This window comes from Corynebacterium sp. HMSC072A04 (assembly GCF_001809235.1).
Classification (GTDB): domain Bacteria; phylum Actinomycetota; class Actinomycetes; order Mycobacteriales; family Mycobacteriaceae; genus Corynebacterium; species Corynebacterium hiratae.
In genome coordinates, this window is sequence record NZ_KV796728.1 from 83,673 (window position 1) to 105,580 (window position 21,908).

Here is a 21,908-nt window from a genome sequence, read left to right on the forward strand (position 1 = left end):
GGTTCGGTGGGTACCGTCAAATGCATGAATCTGGATTTTTCCTCTGCCTTTACTGAACGCACGCCGCGCGTGGTTAATGCCGCCAAATTGCACCGGGCGGCCAGCCGCCGAAAGGCGGAGCGTTTCATCATTGAGGGCGAAAACGCCGTGGACGCGGCCGTGTCCACCGGTGCCGCTACGGATGTTTTCGTGACGGAGAAGGCTGCCGAGCGCTTTGCACACATTGTTCAAGCCTGCGGCTACATGGACGTGTATGTGCATCCCATTACGGAGAAGGCGGCAAAGCACCTGTCTGACACCGCCACGAGCACCGGGCTCTTTGCCGTGTGCCGCCCAGTGTTGTGGACCGCCGGGAAGATTTTGGCCGGCAAGCCGAAGCTGGTGTCGGTTCCTGTCTTGACGGCGGAGCCGGGCAACGCGGGAACACTGATCAGGACCTCGGATGCCATGGGCGCCGATGGCGTCATCTTTGCCGGGGAAACCGTGGATCCCTTGGGCTGTAAGGTGGCGCGCGCGTCGGCCGGATCGCTTTTCCATGTGCCCGTAGCCCGAGACCCCAACATCAAGGATGTACTGGGCAAGCTGCGCTCCTCTGGTCTGCAAGTGTTGGCTACGGCAGCCGACGGCGAGGTCGACCTCGCCGATGCCGACCTGTCTCAGCCCACCGCGTGGCTTTTTGGCAACGAGGCGCACGGCCTGGGTGATTTGCAGGATGAGGCGGACATGCGTGTGCGCATCCCGATTCTTGGCCGAGCGGAATCTCTGAACCTTGCTACGGCCGCCAGCATTTGCCTCTATGAGTCTGCGAAGCAGCAGAGCAGCTAGCGCCGCCGACGTGCCAGGGTTGGTGGCCACAGAAGTCAGGCGGCACGGTAAGATAGCTCGCGTTAGTTTTTGTGCGAGAAGAAGGTAATCAAGGCACGTGTCCGATACACCTCAGATCGAATTGACCGAAGAGGCCCTCGAGGCCGCCGCGCAGAAGGCCATCGCCGCCTTCGAAGCTGCAACCAGCCTCGACGAGCTCACCTCCGCCCGTCGCGAGCACCTTGGTGATAGCGGCTATATCCCGCAGGCCCGCCAATCGCTCGGACAGCTGCCGAAGGACCAGCGCAAGGATGCTGGACGCGCAGTGAACATGGCCCGCGGCAAGGTGGAAAAGCGCTTTGCCCAGATTCGTGAAGTGCTGGAGCAGGAGGCCCGCGCCGCGCAGCTGAAGGCGGAGAAGGTCGATGTCACCGTCCCTACCACCCGCGCGCAGACCGGTGCCCTGCACCCCATCACAGCGCTGTCGGAGCGCATCGCGGACATCTTTGTGGGCATGGGATGGGAAATCGCGGAGGGCCCTGAGGTAGAAGCAGAGTACTTTAATTTCGACGCTTTGAACTTCAAGCCCGACCACCCGGCCCGCACCTTGCAGGACACGTTCCACGTGGGGAAGGAAGGTTCCAAGCAGGTGCTGCGTACCCATACATCCCCGGTGCAGGTGCGCACGATGCTCGACCGCGATGTCCCGCTCTACATTGCCTGCCCGGGCCGTGTTTTCCGTACCGATGAGCTCGATGCCACCCACACTCCTGTCTTCCACCAGGTGGAAGGCCTTGCCGTGGACAAGGGGCTGACCATGGCTCATCTTCGCGGCACCTTGGAGCACTTGGCCAAGGTGCTCTTCGGCCCGGAGACTACCACCCGCATGCGCGTGAACTACTTCCCGTTCACCGAGCCCTCCGCTGAGGTCGATGTCTGGTTCCCCAACAAGAAAGGCGGCGCCGGTTGGATCGAGTGGGGAGGCTGCGGCATGGTCAACCCCAACGTCCTGCGTGCGGTAGGCATTGACCCCGAGGAATACACCGGTTTCGCTTTCGGCATGGGCCTCGAGCGCACCCTGCAGTTCCGCAATGGTCTGACCGATATGCGCGACATGGTCGAAGGCGATGTCCGCTTCACCCTGCCATTTGGCGTGCAGGCATAGGAACCCAGAGAAAGGATAGAAAGAAAAAATGCTTATTTCCCAAGACTGGGTTACCCGAATCCTGGGCAACGCTAATTCCGGCTGGACCGTGTCCTCTGAGGAACTGGATTCTGGCTTTGTCCGCGTAGGTTTTGAAACCGAGGGCTACGAGGCCCTTCCGGAAACCACGGGCCCGCTGGTTATCGGTCAGGTTGTAGAGATCGAAGAGCTCACCCAGTTCAAGAAACCAATTCGCTATTGCCAGGTCAACGTTGGCCAGGCCAATGGGACGGGGGAGCTGCAGGGCATTATCTGCGGCGCCCGCAACTTCCGCCTCAACGACTACGTCGTGGTCTCCCTTCCGGGTGCTGAGCTGCCGGGAGGATTCAAGATTGCCGCCCGCGAGACCTACGACCATATCTCCAACGGAATGATGTGCTCCGCAGCTGAGCTGGGCTTCGGCCCCAAGGCAGACGGCATCATCGTGCTAGGGGAGGAGGTTGCCGACAAGATTGGTGAGGATGCCCGCCCCCTTATTGGGCTGTCCGATACCGTCTTCGACGTCAACATCACCCCGGATCGTGGCTATGCCTTGTCTGCGCGTGGCCTGACGCGTGAAATTGCCTCCGCATTTGATCTCACTTTCCCCGACGTGGCGCAGGAACCGAGCGTGGCTGGCATCGACACCTCCGTCGTGCCGGCTCCGGAGGGCACGCTTATCGACGTTGACCTGAGGGAGGAAACCAAGGCGCAGCGATTTGGTCTGCGCAAGGTGACCGGTATTGACCCGGCAGCGCGTACCCCGTTCTGGATGGAGCGCGAGCTCATGCTCTCCGGTCAGCGCGCCGTCAACGTGGCGACCGACGTCACGAACTACGTCATGCTGCTTCTGGGCGCGCCGATGCACGCCTTTGACGCCGACGTGATCAAGGGCAACCTCGTTGTGCGCAATGCGAACGAGGGCGAGAAGTTCGAGACCCTCGACCACGTCAAGCGGGAGCTTTCGGAGGGCGACGTGGTCATCTGCGATGACAACGGTATCCAATCCTTGGCGGGCGTCATGGGTGGCACCACCTCCGAGATTTCTGACGAGACGACTGATGTCTACTTCGAGTCGGCCATTTGGGATCCGATCACCGTGGCCCGCACATCCCGCCGCCACAAGCTCTCCTCGGAGGCTTCTCGCCGTTTCGAGCGCGGAGTAGATCCGGCCATCGTTGAGGTAGCGCTGGACGTGGCGTGCGTGCTGCTTCAGCAGATTGCTGGCGGCACGATCGAGGCTGGGCGGACGCTCGTGGGAGACGTCGCCAAGCGCGAGCCCATCTCCCTGCGTGCGGCGAAGCCGAGTGAGTATGCCGGTATCGAATACTCCCAGGAGACTGTGGTGAAGCGCCTTACGGAGGTCGGCTGCGAGGTGTCTGGCGGGGAGGAGCTTTCCGTCGTCCCCGCCTCTTGGCGCACGGACATCGAAATGGACGTTGATCTCATCGAGGAGATCCTGCGTCTGGAAGGGCTTGAAGACATTCCGACCATCCTGCCCACTCCGGTGGGCGGCCGCGGCCTAACTCCGGCGCAGAAGCGTCGCCGTGCGATCGGACATGGGTTGGCTTACGCGGGCTACGCCGAGGTCCTCCCGTCGCCGTTCATCGCGAACGACACCTTTGATACCTGGGGCTTGGACAAGGAGGATGCGCGCCGCCAGACCGTGGCCGTGCAGAATCCGCTCGAGTCAGACAAGGCGATCCTGTCCACGACGTTGCTGCCCAATCTCCTTGAGGCTATCGCCCGCAACGTTGCCCGTGGCCGCAGTGATCTGGCCTTGTTCGGCCTCCAGCAGGTGGCCTTCAAGCGCGCTGATTCTTCTCCCATGCCGTCGGTGGAGTCGCGCCCGGAGGACTCCGTGGTCACCGACCTGCTGGATTCTTTGCCGCTGCAGCCGTTGCACGTAGCCACGGTGGCCACCGGAAACATTGAACACGAAGGGCCGTGGGGAGCGGGCCGCGCCTACAGCTACGCGGATGCTATTGAGTCTGCGCGCCAGGTTGCTCGTTCCGCTGGCGTGGACATCGCAGTGAAGGCAGCTGAGCAGCTGCCGTGGCACCCGGGCCGCTGTGCTGCAATCGTTCTCGCAAGCGATGAGGAGACGGTCGTCGGCTATGCGGGTGAGCTGCACCCGCAGGTCCTTGAGGCCTTGGAGCTGCCAGCACGCACGTGTGCGATGGAGCTCGATGTGTCAGCCCTGCCGCTGGATGAGAAGTTCCCCGCCCCCGTGCTGTCTTCCTTCCCGGCTTTGCACCAGGACATTGCTTTGGTGGTGGACGAGGAAACCCCGGCGGAGACGGTTCGCCGTGTGGTCGAGGAGGGTGCTGGTGATCTCCTCGAGTCCGTGGAGCTTTTCGATGTCTTCCGTGGCGAGCAGCTCGGCGAAGGAAAGAAGTCCCTAGCCTTCCAGCTTCTCTTCCGTGCTGGTGACCGCACTCTGACTGATGAAGAGGTCAACGAGCATCGCCTCGCCGCTGCGGAGTTGGCCAAGCAGCGCCTTGGCGCACAGATGCGCGCCTAAGACTCTGTTGCTTCGCTAGTGCTTTAAGCCCGGTTAGCCCTGTGGGAGGTTAGCCGGGCTTTTGTTTAGCCGGGTTTGCGCGCGTTGGGGCAGGTGCTGACGTGGGGAGAGATCCCCTAGCGCTGGAAGGGGTGTGCTCTGCCTCATAACCTCAAGGATGCAGCAAAGGTGCTGAGTTTCCAGACCAAGCCACACCGAAAGGATTGTTCACACCATGCGTCTTATTTCTCGTCTCACAGCCACCGCCGCCGTTGTCGGCGCGCTGACCATTGCCCCACATGCCTCCGCTGATTTGTCCCAGGGGTTCTCCAACGCCGATGGCACCGTCAACTGTGAAGCTTCGAACATCGAAGGAACCTACGTCGCGTGCCTGTCCGAAGGGGCACGGGCCACTAGCCCGCAGTGCAACCCGCCGGGCCGGTTGGCGCCGCGCTTTTTCTACCACGCAGGTCGCTCCAAGGCTGACTGCTTCAACCAGGGGCTGACAACCACGAGCTTCAAGCGCCTGCAGCCCGGCCAGATTTATCAGTTCAATGAAGTCGTCGCTATCGCGGACGCCCAAGGCGGTATCCACTTCGCGGGCCCGCACGGCTACCTAGGCTATGCAGGAAAGACCGCCGTATCGGGTGCGGAGGGACTGGGGAACGTCTCGTCCCGCGTCATGTAAACCTTCCTGAACCCTACTTTTCCTCACCTGTGCGCCGAGCTCTTCGGCGCATTTTTTCTGAATAACATACGGCGGAATGCATTATTTGCTAGAGTAGCTGCATGACTATTTCAGTAGCAATCGCCGGAGCTACGGGCTATGCAGGTGGCGAAATCCTCCGTCTCTTGCTGTCGCACCCAGCGTACCTCTCCGGGGAGTTGCGCATCGGCGCGCTCACCGGGCACTCCAACGCAGGTCAGCGAGTATCTGAGCTCATGCCGCACCTGCCGCAACTGGCGGACCGCGTCATCGAGGACACCACGCCGGAGATTCTAGCTGGCCATGACATCGTTTTCCTCGGTTTGCCGCACGGGCACTCCGCGGAGATCGGCCGCCAGCTGGGGGAGTCCGTCACGGTGATTGACTGCGCAGCTGACTTCCGCTTGCGTAGCAAGGAAGACTGGGACGCGTTTTATGGTGGTGAGTACGCCGGTGCTTGGCCTTATGGAATCCCGGAGGTTCCCGGCAATCGTGAGGAGCTTAAAGGTAGCAACCGCGTTGCCGTACCGGGGTGCTTTCCCACCACGATTACCCTGGGTGCGCTGCCGGCCGTAGCGCAGGATCTGATTGAGCCAGATCTGTCGGTGATAGCAATCACCGGGGTGTCCGGGGCAGGCAAGAAGGCCTCCGTGGCACAGCTAGGTGCGGAAACTATGGGCAACCTCAAAGCCTATAAGCCAGGCGGGACACACCGGCATACCCCGGAGGTCCTGCAAAACCTACAGCCGTTTACGCAGCAACCGGTGTCTGTGAGTTTCACTCCGGTGCTGGCGCCGCTGCCTCGTGGCATTCTGGCGACGATTACGGCGCCGTTGAAGGGGGGCGTCGACAAGCGCACAGTCGCCGAGGCCTTCCGTGACTTTTATGCTGATGAACCATTCTGCCTCGTCCTGCCTGAGGGCCAACAGCCAGAAACGCAAAACGTGGTGGGCAGCAACATGGTCCATATCCAAGCACACGTGGATGAGCGCGCCCGCCGTCTCGTGATTACCGCGGCTCTGGACAACCTGTGCAAGGGCACCGCCGGCGCTGCGGTCCAGTGCATGAACCTGACTTTGGGATGGGAAGAAACCCTGGGCCTTCCACAGGCAGCAGTTGCCCCTTAAGGGGCACCCCTACTTTCCCAAGCGTTCCGCACCGCCTTCTTCAACTCACTTCCACACGAACTAGGAGACACTCGACATGATTACCGCCCCTGCAGGATTCCTCGCTGGCGCCACGACAGCCGGAATCAAGCCCTCCGGAAAACCCGACATGGCCCTCGTAGTTAACCAGGGTCCTAATTTCGACGCCGCTGCGGTCTTTACGCGCAACCGCGTGGTGGCCGCACCCGTAAAGCTTTCCCGCGAAGCAGTGGCGGACGGCACTATTCAGGCCGTCATTTATAACTCCGGCAACGCGAATGCCTGCAACGGCGAACAAGGAGACAAGGATGCCGCGGCGATTGTGGAAGCCACCGCTGAGCACACGGGTATCCCCGCCGCTAACATCGCGGCGTGCTCGACGGGACTTATTGGAGAGCTCCTTCCCATGGATAAGGCATTGGCTGGCGTCGAAGTGGTTGCCGGGAATCTTGGCACGGATGCAGCTCACGGTCTGGCCGCGGCGGAGGCCATCATGACCACCGACACCGTAGCTAAAGAAGCACTCATTGAGGCTGAGGGCTGGAGCATGGGTGCGATGGGCAAGGGCGTGGGCATGATGGCGCCGTCACTGGCCACCATGCTGGTGTGCATCACCACCGACGCTGTTGCCTCCTCCGAGGCCTTGCACTCGGCGCTGCAGGCAGCGAGTGATCAGACTTTCAATACGCTCGATGTGGACGGCTCCACATCGACGAATGACACGGTCATTATCATGGCTTCCGGTGCTTCCGGGAAAGAACCTAGCCAGGAGGAGTTGGATGCTGCGGTTCTCGCGGTGTGCGCCGATATCGCGGATCAGCTTCAAGCCGACGCCGAGGGCGTGACCAAGCGCGTGAAGATCATCGTGGAAGGCACCGCTACCGATGAGCAGGCGCTCAACGCCGCGCGCACTTTGGGACGCGACAACCTCTTCAAGTGCGCCATGTTCGGATCAGATCCCAACTGGGGCCGCGTGCTCGCCGCTGTTGGAATGGCGGATGCCGAGATGGATCCGGACAACATCTCCGTGTTTTTCAATGACCAAGCAGTGTGCGTCGGTTCCACTGGCGCGCCCGGCGCGCGCGACGTTGATCTTTCCGGGGCCGATATTGATGTGCGCGTGGACTTGGGCACCGGGGGAACCGGCACAGCTTTTGTCCGCACCACCGACCTGTCTCATGACTACGTGGAGATTAATTCCGCGTACAGCTCTTAAGAACGCGCGAGGAGAAATAATGCTTCAGGGACTAAGTAATGCTGACCGCGCCACTGTGCTCGCGGAGGCCTTGCCATGGCTGCAGCACTACCGCGACAAGATTGTGGTCGTGAAGTATGGCGGCAATGCGATGGTGGATGATTCCCTTAAGGCCGCCTTCGCTGCCGATATGGTTTTTCTGCGCACCGTGGGCGCCAAGCCCGTCGTGGTCCATGGCGGTGGGCCGCAGATCAACGACATGCTGGGCAAGCTGGGGATTGAAGGCGAATTCAAGGGCGGTTTCCGTGTGACCACTCCGGAGATCATGGACGTGGTTCGCATGGTCCTTTTCGGTCAGGTGGGGCGTGGCTTGGTCAACCTCATTAATTCACATGGCCCGTATGCCGTGGGTACCTCGGGTGAGGACGCTGGGTTGTTTAAGGCGCGCAAGCGGCTCGTCCAGGTCGATGGTGAGCCGACTGATATCGGCATGGTGGGAGAGATCGTCAGCGTCGATCCCACCGCCGTCATGGACATTATTGAGGCCGGGCGTATCCCGGTTGTGTCTACTATCGCGCCCGGTGATGAAGGCGAGGTGTACAACATCAACGCAGATATCGCGGCCGGGGCTTTGGCGCGAGCGTTGGGCGCCGAGCGCTTGGTGATTCTCACGAATGTGGAGGGCCTGTACACCGATTGGCCGAACCGCGACTCCTTGGTGTCGAAGATCGAGATTGACAAGCTCAGCGCGCTCCTCCCAGGCCTGGATTCCGGAATGATCCCGAAGATGGAGTCCTGCCTCATGGCCGTGGAAGGCGGAGTCAGTGCCGCGCACGTCATCGACGGGCGCATCGCCCACGCCGTGCTGCTGGAGCTGTTGACTATGGGAGGAATCGGCACGATGGTGCTGCCCAATGACTATAACCGCGAGGACTACCCGGAGGGAACGGTCTTCAGGAAGGACGATAACAAGTGACCGCGCAGACCAAGTTGACAGAGCGTTGGGGTCAGGTGCTCAGCAACACCTATGGAACCCCACCCGTTGCCATCGTGTCCGGTAAGGGGGCCACGGTGACCGATGAAGACGGTAAAGACTACATCGACATGCTCGCGGGTATCGCGGTGAATTCGCTAGGCTACGCCCACCCGGCGATCGTCGACGCGGTGAGCGCCCAGGTGGCCGCCGTAGGCCACGTGTCCAATCTTTTTGCCAGCGAGCCCGTGATTGAAGCCGCCGGGAAACTCCTGGACAAGGTGGGAGATTGCGAGGCTCGCGTCTTCTTCTCTAACTCTGGCGCGGAAGCTAATGAGGCGGCCTTTAAACTGGCTCGTCTGACCGGCCGTCGCCGCGTCCTTGCAGCGCACCATGGTTTCCATGGCCGGACAATGGGTTCTTTGGCCATGACTGGGCAGCCCAGCAAACGCAAAGCCTTTGAACCTTTCCCGGGCGGAGTGGAGTTTTATACCTATGGCGACATCGACTACCTGACCGCTTTGGTGGAGCAAGATCCGGAGGACACCGCCTCCATTATCTTGGAGCCCATCCAGGGGGAGACGGGTGTCATCCCGGCACCTGAAGGTTTCCTGACGGCGGTGCGTGAGCTCTGCACCAAGCACGGCATCCTCATGGTCGTGGATGAGGTGCAAACGGGTGTGGGGCGTACCGGTGACTTCTTCGCCTTCCAGCATGAAGGCATCCTCCCGGATGTCATCACCATGGCGAAGGGGCTGGGTGCTGGCATGCCTATCGGTGCCACCATTGCGCGTGGTCAGGCCGCAGACCTTTTCACTCCGGGCTCCCACGGCACGACGTTTGGCGGCAATCCTGTCTCGTGTGCGGCGGCGTCAACGGTGCTGGAGCTTGTCGACGTCCCCTTCCTCGCCGAAGTCACCCGCAAGGGCGAGTGGTTGCGGCAGGAGATTGGTAAATCCCCTGCGGTGCAGTCGGTGAGGGGCCGAGGGCTTATGCTAGGTGTTGTATTAAATAAGTCGGTGGCCAAGGAAGTCGTGGCTGCAGGTTTGCAGCATGGACTAATCCTCAACGCCCCAAGTAGCGAGGTCGTACGCTTGACCCCGCCGCTGGTGATCACCGATGAAGAACTCACCCAGGCGGTGGAACGCCTGCATAAGGTACTGGAGGAAGTTGCATGAGTGTGCGCCATTTCTTGGCCGATGATGACCTCACGCCGCAGGAGCAAGCCGAGGTTCTCGACCTGGCTCTAAGGCTCAAGAAGAATCCCTTCTCCGAGCGCCCATTAGAGGGGCCGAAGTCGGTGGCGGTGCTCTTTGACAAGACGTCGACGCGCACGCGTTTCTCCTTTGAGGCGGGAATTGCTCACCTGGGCGGCCACGCCATCGTGACGGAAACTAAGTCGACGCAGATGGGCAAAGGGGAGACCTACCAGGACACCGCAGCGGTGCTCTCCCGTTTCGTTGAGGCGATCGTGTGGCGCACATATGCGCATCAAAACCTTCTGGACATGGCGGAGACTGCGACGGTACCAATTGTCAACGCCTTGTCCGATGACCTCCATCCCTGCCAGATCTTGGCGGACTTGGTGACCTGCCGTGAGAACTTCGGGGACCTTACTAGACTGAAGGCCGTCTACCTAGGGGATGGCAACAACAACATGGCAAATTCCTACATGCTGGGGTTTGCTACCGCTGGCGTGGAGATGACCATTGTTGCCCCGGAGGGTTTCCAGCCGCAGGCGGAGTTTGTTGAGCGTGCCCGAAAGCGCGGTACGGTGACGGTGACCGATTCCCTTGACGGCGTGGACGGCGCTGATGTTGTCATTACAGACACATGGGTGTCCATGGGCCAGGAGGATGACGGCAAGGACCGCCGCACACCGTTCTTGCCCTATCAGGTGACCGCGGATGTGATGTCCCGCGCTAAGGACGAGGCAATCTTCCTGCACTGTTTGCCGGCCTACCGCGGCAACGAAGTAACTGCTGAGGTAATTGATGGGCCCCAGTCGCGCGTTTTCGACGAGGCAGAAAACCGCCTCCATGCGCAGAAGGCGCTGCTGGTCTGGCTCCTTGCGGCTCAAAAGGAGAACTAAACGAATGACTACGACCCCAACTACACGCAATGCCCGCCAAGCCAAGATCTTGGAGATTTTGGATCGCACCCGGGTCACCAGCCAAGTTCAGCTCTCAGAGCTCCTGCTCGATGAGGGGATTGATATCACGCAGGCTACGTTGTCGCGTGATCTCGATGAGCTGGGAGCCAAGAAGGTCAAGCGCGATGGCGGGCGGTCCTTCTACGTGGTGGGCGGTGAGTTGGAGCAATTCGAAGATCAGCTCAACGGCCCGCGAGAGAAGCTCCGGCGCATGCTTGATGAACTGGTGGTGTCCCATGACTTCTCTGGCAACATCGCCATGCTGCGCACCCCGGCGGGCGCTGCGCAGTACTTGGCCTCCTTCATCGACCGCGTGGGACTTCCAGACGTGGTCGGCTGCATCGCGGGCGATGACACGATCTTCGTCCTCGCGCGCGAAGGGTTGACCGGCCGCGAGCTTGGTGAGAAACTCACCAACCGCAGCATTTAACATTTATACGTAAGTCTGTATAATATAAATAAGTTCGATTTTTTAGCACCTGTTTGTCTTAAAGGAGCCAATAACTATGACTGCACGCGTTGTGCTTGCCTACTCTGGCGGTCTCGATACCTCTGTCGCCATTCCTTACCTGGCCAAGATGACCGGCGGCGAAGTCATCGCCGTCTCTCTTGACCTCGGCCAGGGTGGCGAGGACATGGAGTCCGTGCGCCAGCGCGCCCTCGACTGCGGTGCGGTCGAGTCCATCGTCGTTGATGCCAAGGATGAGTTCGCAGAGGAATACTGCCTGCCCACCATCAAGGCAAACGGCATGTACATGAAGCAGTACCCGCTGGTGTCGGCCATCTCCCGCCCGCTCATTGTCAAGCACCTCGTTGAGGCTGCTCAGACACACGGCGGCACCCACGTCTCCCACGGTTGCACCGGCAAGGGCAACGATCAGGTGCGCTTTGAGGTCTCTTTCCGCGCGTTGGATCCGGCTCTGGAGATCATCGCCCCGGCGCGTGACTACGCCTGGACCCGCGATAAGGCCATCGCCTTCGCCGAGGAGATTAACCTGCCGATTGAGCAGTCCGCAGCATCCCCGTTCTCCATTGACCAGAATGTCTGGGGCCGCGCGGTTGAGACCGGTTTCCTAGAGGACCTGTGGAACCCGCCGACGAAGGACCTGTACGCCTACACCGAGCAGCCGGACCTGGGCAATGCCCCGGACGAGGTGACCATCACTTTTGACAAGGGTGTTCCCACTGCTATTGACGGCAAGCCGGTGACCGTCCTCCAGGCTATCGAGGAGCTTAACCGCCGCGCTGGTGCCCAGGGCATTGGCCGCCTCGACATGGTGGAGGACCGCTTGGTAGGCATCAAGTCTCGCGAGGTCTACGAGGCCCCTGGTGCCATGGTGCTCATCAAGGCTCACGAGGCGCTGGAAGACGTCACCGTGGAACGCGAGCTGGCCCGTTACAAGCGCCTCACGGACGCTCGCTGGTCCGAGGAGGTCTACGATGGCCTCTGGTTCTCGCCGCTGAAGCGCTCCCTGGATGCTTTCACCGAGTCCACCCAGGAGAACGTCACCGGCGATATCCGCATGGTTCTGCATGCTGGCACCGCCACCGTCAACGGCCGTCGCTCTGGCCAGTCGCTGTACTCCTTCGACCTGGCTACCTACGACACCGGTGATACCTTCGATCAGACCGCGGCCAAGGGCTTTGTCCAGCTGCACGGCCTGTCGACGCAGATCTCCAACCAGCGTGACCGCGACGGCGGTTTCCCCACCGGTAAGTAAACCAGCACAGCCAAGGTCAAGGTAAGGAATCGATGCACAAGACTAACGAGGGTGCGCTGTGGGGTGGCCGCTTTTCGGGCGGCCCCTCCGAGGCGATGTTTGCCCTGTCCGTATCCACCCACTTCGACTGGGTCCTCGCCCCCTATGACGTGCTGGCCTCCAAGGCTCACGCCAAGGTCCTGCACAAGGCCGGATTGCTATCCGACGCCGACTTGGACACCATGCTTAACGGCCTGAGTGAACTAGGGGAGAAGGTCGCTTCTGGTGAATTCACCCCGCTTCCGACGGATGAAGACGTCCACGGTGCGATGGAGCGCGGTCTCATCGACATCGTAGGCCCCGAGGTCGGCGGCCGCCTGCGCGCTGGACGCTCCCGCAACGACCAGGTGGCGACGCTGTTCCGGATGTGGATTCGCGATGCCATTCGCGATATCGCACTTCAGGTCACGGATTTGGTGGAGGCTCTGGCTAGCCAGGCCGAGGCCCACCCGGATGCCATTATGCCGGGCAAGACCCACTCCCAGGCGGCGCAGCCGGTGCTGCTGGCACACGAGCTGCTCGCTCATGCCCAGCCGCTGCTGCGCGATATCGAGCGCCTGCAAGATCTGGATAAGCGCTTGGCGGTGTCCCCTTATGGTTCTGGTGCGCTCGCGGGCTCCTCGCTGCACCTGGATCCGGAGGCGATTGCCGAGGAGCTGGGCTTCGATTCTTCCGCGGAGAACTCGCTAGACGGTACGGCAGCGCGTGACTTCGCCTCCGAGACGGCCTTCGTGCTCACCCAGATCGCGGTGGACATGTCCCGACTGTCGGAAGAGATCATCTACTGGTGCACCCCGGAGTACGGCTACGTCACCCTGGATGATGCCTGGTCGACTGGTTCCTCGATCATGCCGCAGAAGAAGAACCCGGACGTTCCGGAGCTGACCCGCGGTAAGACCGGCCGACTCATCGGTAACCTCACCGGCCTGTTGGCAACGCTCAAGGCGCAGCCTTTGGCCTATAACCGAGACCTGCAGGAGGATAAGGAGCCCATCGTGGACTCGGTGGCGCAGCTGAACCTCTTGCTGCCTGCCATGACTGGGCTGGTGGAAACCCTGACCTTCCATGAAGACCGCATGCGTGAGCTGGCCCCGCGTGGCTTTACTTTGGCCACCGACCTGGCCGAATGGATGGTGCGCCAGGGTGTGCCGTTCCGTGAGGCGCATGAGGCTTCCGGTGCCTGCGTGCAGATCGCGGAGTCTCGCGGTGTGGATCTGGTGGATCTCACGGACGAGGAACTGGCGGGCGTCGACAAGCGCCTGCTTCCGGAAGTTCGTGAGGTGCTGACCATTGATGGGGCAGTGGCATCCCGCTCCACCAAGGGTGGCACCGCTGGCGTTCGCGTGGTGGAGCAGCGCGAAAAGGTTCGCGAGCGCGCTGGCGCCGCGCGGGAGTGGGCCAAAACTTCCCTGCGCTAGTCCGCACAGAGAATGAATAACCGCATGGTCTTTTCAGGCCATGCGGTTCTTTTGTGTGGGGGTAGAAATCAAATCTATTACTACTGGGCATCGATGTGCTGGGTCGCACTGTGGGGGTGCCGAAGTGACGGAAGTCTCATTAGGTTGTTATAACGTTTTCTTAGGGAATGTGAAGAAAGGCACGTTCGCAACTTTGAAAGGACTACCTTCCTAATGGCTGATACACTTCGCCCGCCCAACACGGAGTCTCACGAGAAGGAGAAAGCGGTCTATGCTTCGGAAGACCACGGACTTCAGAAGGGGATGGGCAATCGCCAGCTCCAGATGATTGCCATCGGCTCTGCGATCGGTACCGGTTTGTTGCTCGGTACCGGCAGCCGTTTGCAAACCGCTGGACCATTTCTCGCAGTTTTGTATTTGGTCTGCGGTTTCTTCGGTTACATTATCTTGCGCTCGCTCGGCGAACTCATCGTCTACCGCCCAAGTTCGGGTTCTTTCGTGTCCTATGCGCGTGAGTTTTACGGCGAAAAGACTGCCTTCGTTACCGGATGGCTCTACTGGGGCAACTGGGCTGCGACCCTGGTGGCCGACGGCACAGCCGTGGCCATCTACATCAAGTGGTTTGGTCAGTACACCTCCTGGCTCGACGCTGTCCCGCAATGGTTACTTGCTCTCGGCGTAGTGTGCAGCATCCTGTTGTTCAACATGTTGTCGGTGAAGATCTTCGGTGAACTGGAGTATTGGTTCTCCATGATCAAGATCATCGCGCTGTTGGTTTTCATGGTTGTGGCTATCGGCGTGGTGATTATGGGGCACCCGAATGGTGACCCCACGGGCTTTAGCCTGATTTCCGATGCCGGTGGCTGGCTTCCCAATGGCCTGCTTCCCGCCGTCATCGTCATCCAGGGTGTGGTCTTCGCCTACGCCGGTATCGAGCTGGTGGGCACCACCTCCGGTGAGACCAAGGACGTGGAGAAGCACATCCCACGCGCGGTCAACAGCGTCCTGTTCCGCATCGTGGTCTTCTACTTCGGTAGTGTGCTGCTGCTGACTCTGGTGCTGCCGTACACCAGCTACGTTGCGGAAGTATCGCCGTTCGTGACCTTCTTCGAATCCCTCGGCGCTGGTTATGCCGCACCGATCTTCCAGCTGGTCGTCATCACCGCGGCAATCTCCTCGCTAAACGCCGGACTGTATTCGACGGGCCGCATCATGTACAACATGTCTACTGCCGGCTCCGGGCCGAAGTTCGGCGCGCGCATGTCCAAGTCCGGTGTGCCCTATGGTGGCATCGTGATGGCCGCCTTCGTCGGCCTTGCCGGTGTGTTCCTCAACTATGTTGTGCCTGAAATGGCCTTCGAAATCGTGCTGAACTTGGCGGCGCTGGGAACACTGGCGTCGTGGGCTGCAGTGGCCTTGTCACACATCAAGTTCGTGCAGCTGGCCAAGAAGGGGCGCTATACCCGCCCGAACTACCGCTCGCCATTCGGCCAAGCTGGTGACTGGTCCGTTCTCGCTTTCATCGGCGTGGTCATCATCCTCATGGCTTTCGATTACCCCATCGGAACCTTCGCTTTGGCCTCAACGCTACTTCTCATCCCAGTGTTTGCGGCAATGTGGTTTGCCTGGCGTGAGCGAATCTACGCGATTGCGGCGGAGAGGAAGGCCAAGCACCTGCCGACCTCGCGCTTCCCGGCCGCACCGCAAACGGACCTTCACCCCAGGAACCGAAACGCACAGCACAGCAAGAACCAAGACAAGAACTAAGAATGGAGACTTTGATGAAGCCTGTAGTTAAGTTTGTTGATGTAGAGAATATGGCGCGCTGGATTCAGCGCGAAGGCGTCGAGAACATCATCACCGGGATGGTGGACTACCTTGAAGCCGACTACCGCGAATGGGAGCGCTTCGACAAGGTTGCGCGCGTTGCCTCCCACACCCCCTTTGGTGTTATCGAGCTCATGCCGACCTCCAATGGCAAGGAGTACTCCTTCAAATACGTTAACGGTCACCCGTCCAACCCCGCCCGCGGCTTTCAAACGGTTACTGCCTTCGGCGTGTTGGCAGACGTCGACAATGGATACCCCACCTTCGAAGCTGAAATGACGCTTCTTACTGCACTACGCACGGCCGCGACCTCCGCCATGGTGGCCAAGTACCTAGCCCGCAAGGATTCTAAGCGCATGGCCATGGTGGGTGCCGGCTCCCAGTCCGAGTTCCAGGCCCTTGCCTTCCGCGGAGTGATGGGAATCGATGACATTGCCATCTACGATATTGACCCTGAGGCCGTAGAGAAATTCCGACGCAATCTGGAACCGCTGGGCTTCAACATTACGGCCGTTTCGAGCGTTGACGAGGTCGTTGTGGGCGCGGATATCATTACCACCTGCACTGCGGACAAGGCTCAAAACCAGATTCTGGCCGAGCGCCACGTTGCACCGGGCGTGCACCTCAATGCCGTCGGTGGTGATTGCCCGGGCAAGACCGAGCTCGAAAGCTCCATCCTGGATAAATCCAAGGTCTTTGTTGAATTCCCAGAGCAGACACGCATCGAAGGAGAGATTCAGCAGAAGCCGGAGGACTTCCCGGTTGTCGAGTTCTATCAGGTACTCACCGGCCAGGCCACCGGGCGCGATAATGATGAGCAGATTACGCTCTTCGATGATGTCGGATTTGCCATCAATGATTTTTCTGCACTGCGCTACCTGCGTGATTCCGTCAAGGGTACAGATTTGGAATCCGAAATCGACATCATCGCGAACCCCGACGACCCGAAGGACCTTTTCTCGTTGGTCGCGAACGTACCTTCTCTTCTTTAACCAGAGCGCACGGAAAGGGGGGGAGCCTGTTTCTCCCCTTACCCCGCCGCGAATCCAGCGGTGAGAAGAAAATCACTTTATGATTTAGAACATGAGCAGCTCATCATCGAAGAAGCGCACCAAGTCCTTCGTGATCGCCGCGGTTTTCCTTGCGCTCGCTGTGGTATCCGTCGTGATAGGTCGCGGAGGTAGTTCCCTTCCGAGCTTTGGCTTTTCCACAACTACGCACCACGTTAAGGGCGCCATTAGCCCGGAGCTGGAGGCTGTTTTTAAGGACCCGGCCACAACGAAGGCGATGGAAAAGCACAATATCGAACTCGAGCTCGATATCCTGCCGGCACGGAACTTCGTTGAAGGAAGCAGTAGCTTGGACAAAGATTATGACTTTGTGCTCGCGGATCCTAACGGCGCTACATGGACCTCCGATGTGCGCGATGCCCATCCGGAACTAGCCGGAAGGGATGACCTATCCCCGATGTTTTTTGGTAAGCCGCTGTTGGTGCTGGTGCATAGCGAGCTTGTCGAGGACATGAGGGACCACGATTTGGTTTCGGGATACGACAATCAGGCAGCGCTGAATATAGAGACGCTGGTGGAGATGTCCCAGAAAGACACTCGTTGGCGGGACATCAGCCCGTCCTTCGGCTCGCCGCGCGTGGTGGATGTGGCGGTGCCACAGGTGGACCAGTCCTTTGCCGCACTGCGCTATGCCCGGGTCGTACACACCGCGGCCGCGAATTATGCTGAAAAGGAACTGGGCAGCGGTAGCAAGGAGAAGATCAACGCGCAGGCGGATGACATCATGCGCCGCCTCGTTGCTGATCAGGGGTATGGCGAAACCACCGATCAGGGCATCCTCGATGCTTTCCTCCGTGTGGATAAGGGCGAAATGCCTATGGTATTGACCACCGCGGAGCAGTACGTGTATCTAGAACGTGCGGGCAAGGATCTATCCGGCTATACGCTGTTGGCGTTGAAACCGGCGACGAAACTAAGCAGCATCGTCCTTCCACGCACTGACGAGGGCGCATTGTTCGCCACAGCAATGAATGACGCAATCCCAGCGGTCGCGGAGAGCTTAGGTTTGGGCTCGCAGAATTCGGACTTCATTGCCAAAATTGAGCCTTCAGATAACTACCAGATCCCGGTGGATGGTGGCGATACCACCCCACTGCGGTGGGCGGATTATGAAGAGATTTTGCGAGTGGTTGGTTAAGGCCCCGCAAGGAAAGCATCAGGAAGGTACAAGGGAATGTTTCGGTCTTTAAAAGTCCTGCTCGTCATGCTGAGCACCATGGCGCTGACGGCTTGTTCTGCAGGTGACTTGTTCGATGATGTGGATATGCCGGGTTCCGGCTCGTCCTTCAGCGGTGGCCTCAACATTGTGGCGGCCACGGAGCTTAAGCCTCTGGAGCCGGTGCTTGACGACGCCTCCCAGGACCTCGGCTTCGATATCACCATGACCACCGAGGATGGGACGCTGGCGAATTCCCGCAGCCTGAAACAAGGCGGTTTCGACGGATCCTATGATGCCACGTGGTTTGCCACCAATCGTTATGCGCGCATCATTGGTGCCGATGAGAAGCTGCGCAAAGAACACAGTGTGGCGCGATCCCCCGTGGTACTCGGTGTGCAGCCTTCCGTGGCTAAGGAAAAGGGCTGGACCACGAAGCAACCAACGTGGCAGGAGATTGCTGACTCGGGGATTACCTTCGGTATGACCGATCCTTCGACCTCAAACTCGGGCTTCTCCGCGCTATCGGCTGCGACCACTGCTTTCGCGGACACCGGGCGCGCGCTTACGGAGAAGGATATCCGCCAGGCCACGGGCAAGGTCCAGAAACTCTTCAGTAACCAGACTTTAACGTCGGGATCGTCGGGTTGGCTGGCTGATAGGTTCCGCGAGCATCCGGAGCAGGCCGACGCCATCCTTAACTATGAATCAGTGCTGTACCAGCTCAAGGATGAGGGCGTCGATCTTGAGGTGGTCATCCCCTCCGACGGCGTGATTTCGGCGGACTACCCTTTGTCGGCTCTCGCCAGCTCCCCGGACCAGGAGGCTGAAGGTAAGGTGCAGGCACTTGCCGAATGGTTTGCTGAACACCCAGAGAAGCTGAGGAGCTACCACCTGCGTGTGGACGATTCTGACATGCCCGGGACCATCTTCGAGCTGCCGTACCCGGCCAATGAACAAACCGTAAGCGCACTGGAGGATGCCTTTGCTCACGAGCTGCGTAACCCTGGCAACACGGCGCTGGTCTTGGATACCTCGGGCTCCATGGAGGGCGAGCGCATTGATTTGCTCAAGAATAGTCTGCGCCCGCTGATCGACGGCTCAGCTGACGGCTCTCCAGACGGCGAAGGCCAGGTAGCCTTCCGTAACCGTGAGCAGATCAAGCTCATCCCATATTCTTCTGAGCCGCAGCAGCCGACTCGCGCGCGAGTCGATTTGCAGAACCCGGCAACCACAAAAGAGCTTGCTGATCGCGTAGATCGACTCGTGGCGGATGGCGATACGGCGACGTTCGAGGCTGTGCTCAATGCCTTCAACGAGGTAGACACCAGCAGCGGCGAAATTGGGACCGTGGTGCTCATGACTGATGGCGAAGTGACGCGTGGGCGTACTTTTGCACAATTTAAGGAGGCCTATGAGCAGCTTCCCCCAGAGAAAAAGGAGATCCCGGTCTTTGTCATCTTGTATGGTGAAGCCAACATTCAAGAGATGGAGGAGCTTGCTCAGCTCACGGGCGGCAAGACATTCGATGCGCTCAACGGTGACCTCGCCGCGGCCTTCGAGGAAATCCGCGCTTACCAGTAAAAATCTCCACCTATCCCCAGGAGGACCTACACCTTATGAACACACTGAACTCGCGGAAGATCGTCGTCGGCGTTGCGGTAACGGCGCTCGTTATCGTCCTTCACGTGTTGACTGGTGGCGGTTTAGGTTTCTTGTGGCCACTGGTCGCGGTCTGCACAGGTGCGGCTGCGGGATTCGTGACGCCGCCAAAGCAGGAGAAAGCTATTGAGGCCCCCACCTCGGGTGCAGGTCAACTGATTAGCTCATTGGAGGGCGTCCGATACAACCTGAAGCAGTCCAAAGTGCCCGGACCTGTTAAGAAAGCGTGGGACTCGTTCGATGACTCGGCCGTGTGGGTCCTAGACAATTGGCACCGCCTCGACGATGCCCCACACCAGCAAGCCCTCGTGCGGGACATGATTGAAGAACACTCTAAGGAGCTGGTGAATTCTTACCTCGACGTCACGGACTTGAAGAATCCAGTGGCTGTCGAGGAAATGAGCGAATCGCTGGGGATCCTAGGCCGAGAGATGGGCGAGATTCGAGACGCCATTGCCCAAAACTCAGTACGCAACCTGCGCAACCATTCCATGGCTCTCAAACTCGAATACGGCGGGACCCTTCCATCCATCGAATCCAAGGAGGTGTAGGGTTAGCGGTTATGAGTCTCGATTCGAAGCTGCTCGACATCTTGGTATGTCCGCAGGATAAAGGTCCGCTGAACTATCTGGCCGAAGAACAGGTTTTGGTCAACGAACGCCTCGGCGTGGCCTATCCCATTGAGAACGACATTCCCGTCATGCTGGTAGACCACGCAGTACCGTGGCCACCCCAGAACTAATTCTCACAGCACCGAATCGACTTTCCAAGGAGCATTCATGAACATCATCGATGAGCTGCAGTGGCGCGGCCTCATTAACCAGTCCACCGACCTTGACGCACTGCGCGAGGCTTGCGAAGAGCCCATTACCTTGTACTGCGGTTTTGATCCAACCGGTGACTCCCTCCATGCTGGTCACCTCGTTCCGATGATTATGCTGCGCCGCTTCCAAAAAGCTGGCCACCACCCGATTGCTTTGGCCGGTGGCGCGACGGGCCAAATCGGTGACCCACGCGACGTAGGGGAGCGCACCATGCTGTCGCAGGAGACCATCAACGAGAACATGGTGGCTATCAAGAAGCAGCTGCGCCAGTTTATTGACTTTGAGGGCGAGAACGCAGCCACCATGGTCAACAATGCTGACTGGACCTCGCAGATGACCGTCATTGATTTCCTGCGTGATGTCGGCAAGAATTTCTCGCTGAATACCATGTTGGACCGTGATACCGTCAAGCGCCGCTTGGAGTCCGACGGTATTTCCTACACCGAGTTCTCCTACATGCTCCTCCAGTCCAATGACTACGTTCACCTCCGCGAGGAGTACGGCTGCGTCCTGCAGATTGGCGGTGGCGATCAGTGGGGCAACATCGTGTCTGGCGTCGACCTCAATCGCCGCGTTAAGGGCGTCAAGGTTCACGGACTCACCGTCCCGTTGGTGACGGATGCCCAGGGGCAAAAGTTTGGCAAGTCTACCGGCGGCGGAAAGCTCTGGCTCGATCCGGAAAAGACGTCGCCTTACTCGTGGTACCAGTACTTCCTCAATGCCGGTGACTCCGTGGTTATTGACTACCTCCGGTGGTTTACCTTCCTGTCGAAGGAAGAGATCGCTGAATACGAGGAGAAGGTTGCTAATGAACCTTTCCGTCGCGAGGCACAACGGCGTCTCGCCCAGGAGATGACCACGCTGGTCCACGGCGCGGAAGCCACCAAGGCTGTGGAGCTTGCTGCTCAAGCGCTGTTCGGTAAAGCAGAGCTTGCTGACCTTGATGAGCAGACGCTGGCGGGTGCGCTTTCTGAAACCACCGTGGCCGAGGTGGCTGCCGGTGAACCGCGCTCCATCGTTGATCTGTTGGTTGCTTCTGGTCTGGCAGAGTCCAAGGGCGCGGCTCGACGCACCATCAAGGAAGGTGGCGCCTACGTCAATAACCAGCGTATTGAAGCCGATGACTGGGAGCCGGCGGACGAAGACTTGCTTCACGGTAAGTGGCTGGTGCTTCGTCGCGGTAAGAAGAACTTTGCCGGTGCCAAGCTGAACTAATTAGAGCTCTCGACTTCGCTAGATGACTGCATGCGAATCCCGTCGCCTTGTGCGGCGGGATTCGTCGTTTCTGGGACAGAGTATCTGCACCGGCCGCCGGAGGTTAAGGAAAGTGCTGTTAACCAGGCGATTTGTTGAAGCTTGGGGCTGTGCGTATATTTATCGAAGTCGCCGCGAGACGCTGGTGACACGGAGATTAACTCCTAGTTGACAAGGGATAAACTTGTTAGCTAGAGTATGAACTCCAGCCGCTCAGAGCAGAGAATAGATGAATTCGATGTGACGGGTGTGCGGATGATGTTTGAGAACTCAATA

At 59.6% G+C, this 21,908-nt stretch carries 19 protein-coding genes; all 19 read left to right on the forward strand.

Annotated features, from left to right (window positions below):
- Positions 1-24: 24 nt before the first annotated feature.
- Positions 25-825, forward strand: a complete 801-nt coding sequence (locus HMPREF2565_RS01060) for a TrmH family RNA methyltransferase (protein WP_071406743.1) — start codon at positions 25-27, stop codon at positions 823-825.
- 97 nt (positions 826-922) lie between these two features.
- Complete coding sequence (pheS, locus tag HMPREF2565_RS01065) at positions 923-1,969, forward strand: phenylalanine--tRNA ligase subunit alpha (protein ID WP_046648529.1); 1,047 nt, start codon at positions 923-925, stop codon at positions 1,967-1,969.
- Between the two features lie 28 nt (positions 1,970-1,997).
- The gene (gene pheT / locus HMPREF2565_RS01070; protein WP_071406737.1) at positions 1,998-4,511 is read left to right on the forward strand and encodes a phenylalanine--tRNA ligase subunit beta; all 2,514 of its coding nucleotides are present in this window, start codon (positions 1,998-2,000) and stop codon (positions 4,509-4,511) included.
- Positions 4,512-4,725: 214 nt separating this feature from the next.
- The gene (locus HMPREF2565_RS01075) at positions 4,726-5,178 is read left to right on the forward strand and encodes a hypothetical protein (RefSeq protein WP_071406738.1); all 453 of its coding nucleotides are present in this window, start codon (positions 4,726-4,728) and stop codon (positions 5,176-5,178) included.
- A gap of 101 nt (positions 5,179-5,279) precedes the next feature.
- Positions 5,280-6,323: an N-acetyl-gamma-glutamyl-phosphate reductase gene (argC, locus tag HMPREF2565_RS01080; protein WP_071406739.1), complete on the forward strand. Its 1,044-nt coding sequence runs from the start codon at positions 5,280-5,282 to the stop codon at positions 6,321-6,323.
- A gap of 76 nt (positions 6,324-6,399) precedes the next feature.
- Complete coding sequence (gene argJ, locus HMPREF2565_RS01085; protein ID WP_070545682.1) at positions 6,400-7,557, forward strand: bifunctional glutamate N-acetyltransferase/amino-acid acetyltransferase ArgJ; 1,158 nt, start codon at positions 6,400-6,402, stop codon at positions 7,555-7,557.
- A 19-nt stretch (positions 7,558-7,576) separates the two neighbouring features.
- A complete protein-coding gene (gene argB / locus HMPREF2565_RS01090) occupies positions 7,577-8,512 on the forward strand; it encodes an acetylglutamate kinase (protein WP_070679811.1) in 936 nt (311 codons plus the stop codon).
- Positions 8,509-9,687, forward strand: a complete 1,179-nt coding sequence (locus HMPREF2565_RS01095) for an acetylornithine transaminase (RefSeq protein ID WP_070513296.1) — start codon at positions 8,509-8,511, stop codon at positions 9,685-9,687. The genes argB and HMPREF2565_RS01095 overlap by 4 nt, the downstream gene beginning before the upstream one ends.
- Entirely contained in the window at positions 9,684-10,601 is a 918-nt protein-coding gene (gene argF, locus HMPREF2565_RS01100; protein WP_070545688.1) for an ornithine carbamoyltransferase, read from the forward strand. Before HMPREF2565_RS01095 ends, argF begins: the two co-directional genes overlap by 4 nt.
- Positions 10,602-10,605: 4 nt before the next feature.
- Positions 10,606-11,091, forward strand: coding sequence for an arginine repressor (locus HMPREF2565_RS01105; protein ID WP_046648521.1), 486 nt, complete (start codon positions 10,606-10,608; stop codon positions 11,089-11,091).
- Between the two features lie 76 nt (positions 11,092-11,167).
- Positions 11,168-12,382 carry an argininosuccinate synthase gene (locus HMPREF2565_RS01110; RefSeq protein ID WP_046648520.1) on the forward strand — a complete coding sequence of 405 codons (1,215 nt, stop codon included), beginning with the start codon at positions 11,168-11,170 and terminating at the stop codon, positions 12,380-12,382.
- Between the two features lie 32 nt (positions 12,383-12,414).
- Positions 12,415-13,839: an argininosuccinate lyase gene (argH, locus tag HMPREF2565_RS01115; protein WP_046648519.1), complete on the forward strand. Its 1,425-nt coding sequence runs from the start codon at positions 12,415-12,417 to the stop codon at positions 13,837-13,839.
- Positions 13,840-14,052: 213 nt separating this feature from the next.
- Positions 14,053-15,606: an amino acid permease gene (locus tag HMPREF2565_RS01120; protein ID WP_071406740.1), complete on the forward strand. Its 1,554-nt coding sequence runs from the start codon at positions 14,053-14,055 to the stop codon at positions 15,604-15,606.
- Positions 15,607-15,620: 14 nt separating this feature from the next.
- Positions 15,621-16,658: an ornithine cyclodeaminase gene (locus HMPREF2565_RS01125; RefSeq protein ID WP_049154619.1), complete on the forward strand. Its 1,038-nt coding sequence runs from the start codon at positions 15,621-15,623 to the stop codon at positions 16,656-16,658.
- Positions 16,659-16,749: 91 nt separating this feature from the next.
- Positions 16,750-17,874: a hypothetical protein gene (locus HMPREF2565_RS01130; RefSeq protein WP_071406741.1), complete on the forward strand. Its 1,125-nt coding sequence runs from the start codon at positions 16,750-16,752 to the stop codon at positions 17,872-17,874.
- Between the two features lie 36 nt (positions 17,875-17,910).
- A complete protein-coding gene (locus tag HMPREF2565_RS01135; protein WP_071406742.1) occupies positions 17,911-19,476 on the forward strand; it encodes a vWA domain-containing protein in 1,566 nt (521 codons plus the stop codon).
- Positions 19,477-19,511: 35 nt separating this feature from the next.
- On the forward strand, positions 19,512-20,105 hold the full coding sequence (locus HMPREF2565_RS01140; protein ID WP_046648514.1) for a hypothetical protein: 594 nt from the start codon (positions 19,512-19,514) through the stop codon (positions 20,103-20,105).
- A gap of 11 nt (positions 20,106-20,116) precedes the next feature.
- Positions 20,117-20,296: a Trm112 family protein gene (locus HMPREF2565_RS01145; protein WP_049154615.1), complete on the forward strand. Its 180-nt coding sequence runs from the start codon at positions 20,117-20,119 to the stop codon at positions 20,294-20,296.
- 37 nt (positions 20,297-20,333) lie between these two features.
- A complete protein-coding gene (gene tyrS / locus HMPREF2565_RS01150; RefSeq protein WP_049154616.1) occupies positions 20,334-21,593 on the forward strand; it encodes a tyrosine--tRNA ligase in 1,260 nt (419 codons plus the stop codon).
- Positions 21,594-21,908 lie beyond the last annotated feature (315 nt).

What these genes read in the sequence shown, in the direction of transcription:
- HMPREF2565_RS01060 (WP_071406743.1), top strand. Translation starts at nt 25, where the DNA reads ATGAATCTGGATTTTTCCTCTGCCTTTACTGAACGCACGCCGCGCGTG.
- pheT (WP_071406737.1), top strand. Translation starts at nt 1,998, where the DNA reads ATGCTTATTTCCCAAGACTGGGTTACCCGAATCCTGGGCAACGCTAAT.
- HMPREF2565_RS01075 (WP_071406738.1), top strand. Translation starts at nt 4,726, where the DNA reads ATGCGTCTTATTTCTCGTCTCACAGCCACCGCCGCCGTTGTCGGCGCG.
- argC (WP_071406739.1), top strand. Translation starts at nt 5,280, where the DNA reads ATGACTATTTCAGTAGCAATCGCCGGAGCTACGGGCTATGCAGGTGGC.
- argJ (WP_070545682.1), top strand. Translation starts at nt 6,400, where the DNA reads ATGATTACCGCCCCTGCAGGATTCCTCGCTGGCGCCACGACAGCCGGA.
- argB (WP_070679811.1), top strand. Translation starts at nt 7,577, where the DNA reads ATGCTTCAGGGACTAAGTAATGCTGACCGCGCCACTGTGCTCGCGGAG.
- argF (WP_070545688.1), top strand. Translation starts at nt 9,684, where the DNA reads ATGAGTGTGCGCCATTTCTTGGCCGATGATGACCTCACGCCGCAGGAG.
- HMPREF2565_RS01105 (WP_046648521.1), top strand. Translation starts at nt 10,606, where the DNA reads ATGACTACGACCCCAACTACACGCAATGCCCGCCAAGCCAAGATCTTG.
- HMPREF2565_RS01110 (WP_046648520.1), top strand. Translation starts at nt 11,168, where the DNA reads ATGACTGCACGCGTTGTGCTTGCCTACTCTGGCGGTCTCGATACCTCT.
- argH (WP_046648519.1), top strand. Translation starts at nt 12,415, where the DNA reads ATGCACAAGACTAACGAGGGTGCGCTGTGGGGTGGCCGCTTTTCGGGC.
- HMPREF2565_RS01120 (WP_071406740.1), top strand. Translation starts at nt 14,053, where the DNA reads ATGGCTGATACACTTCGCCCGCCCAACACGGAGTCTCACGAGAAGGAG.
- HMPREF2565_RS01125 (WP_049154619.1), top strand. Translation starts at nt 15,621, where the DNA reads ATGAAGCCTGTAGTTAAGTTTGTTGATGTAGAGAATATGGCGCGCTGG.
- HMPREF2565_RS01130 (WP_071406741.1), top strand. Translation starts at nt 16,750, where the DNA reads ATGAGCAGCTCATCATCGAAGAAGCGCACCAAGTCCTTCGTGATCGCC.
- HMPREF2565_RS01135 (WP_071406742.1), top strand. Translation starts at nt 17,911, where the DNA reads ATGTTTCGGTCTTTAAAAGTCCTGCTCGTCATGCTGAGCACCATGGCG.
- HMPREF2565_RS01140 (WP_046648514.1), top strand. Translation starts at nt 19,512, where the DNA reads ATGAACACACTGAACTCGCGGAAGATCGTCGTCGGCGTTGCGGTAACG.
- HMPREF2565_RS01145 (WP_049154615.1), top strand. Translation starts at nt 20,117, where the DNA reads ATGAGTCTCGATTCGAAGCTGCTCGACATCTTGGTATGTCCGCAGGAT.
- tyrS (WP_049154616.1), top strand. Translation starts at nt 20,334, where the DNA reads ATGAACATCATCGATGAGCTGCAGTGGCGCGGCCTCATTAACCAGTCC.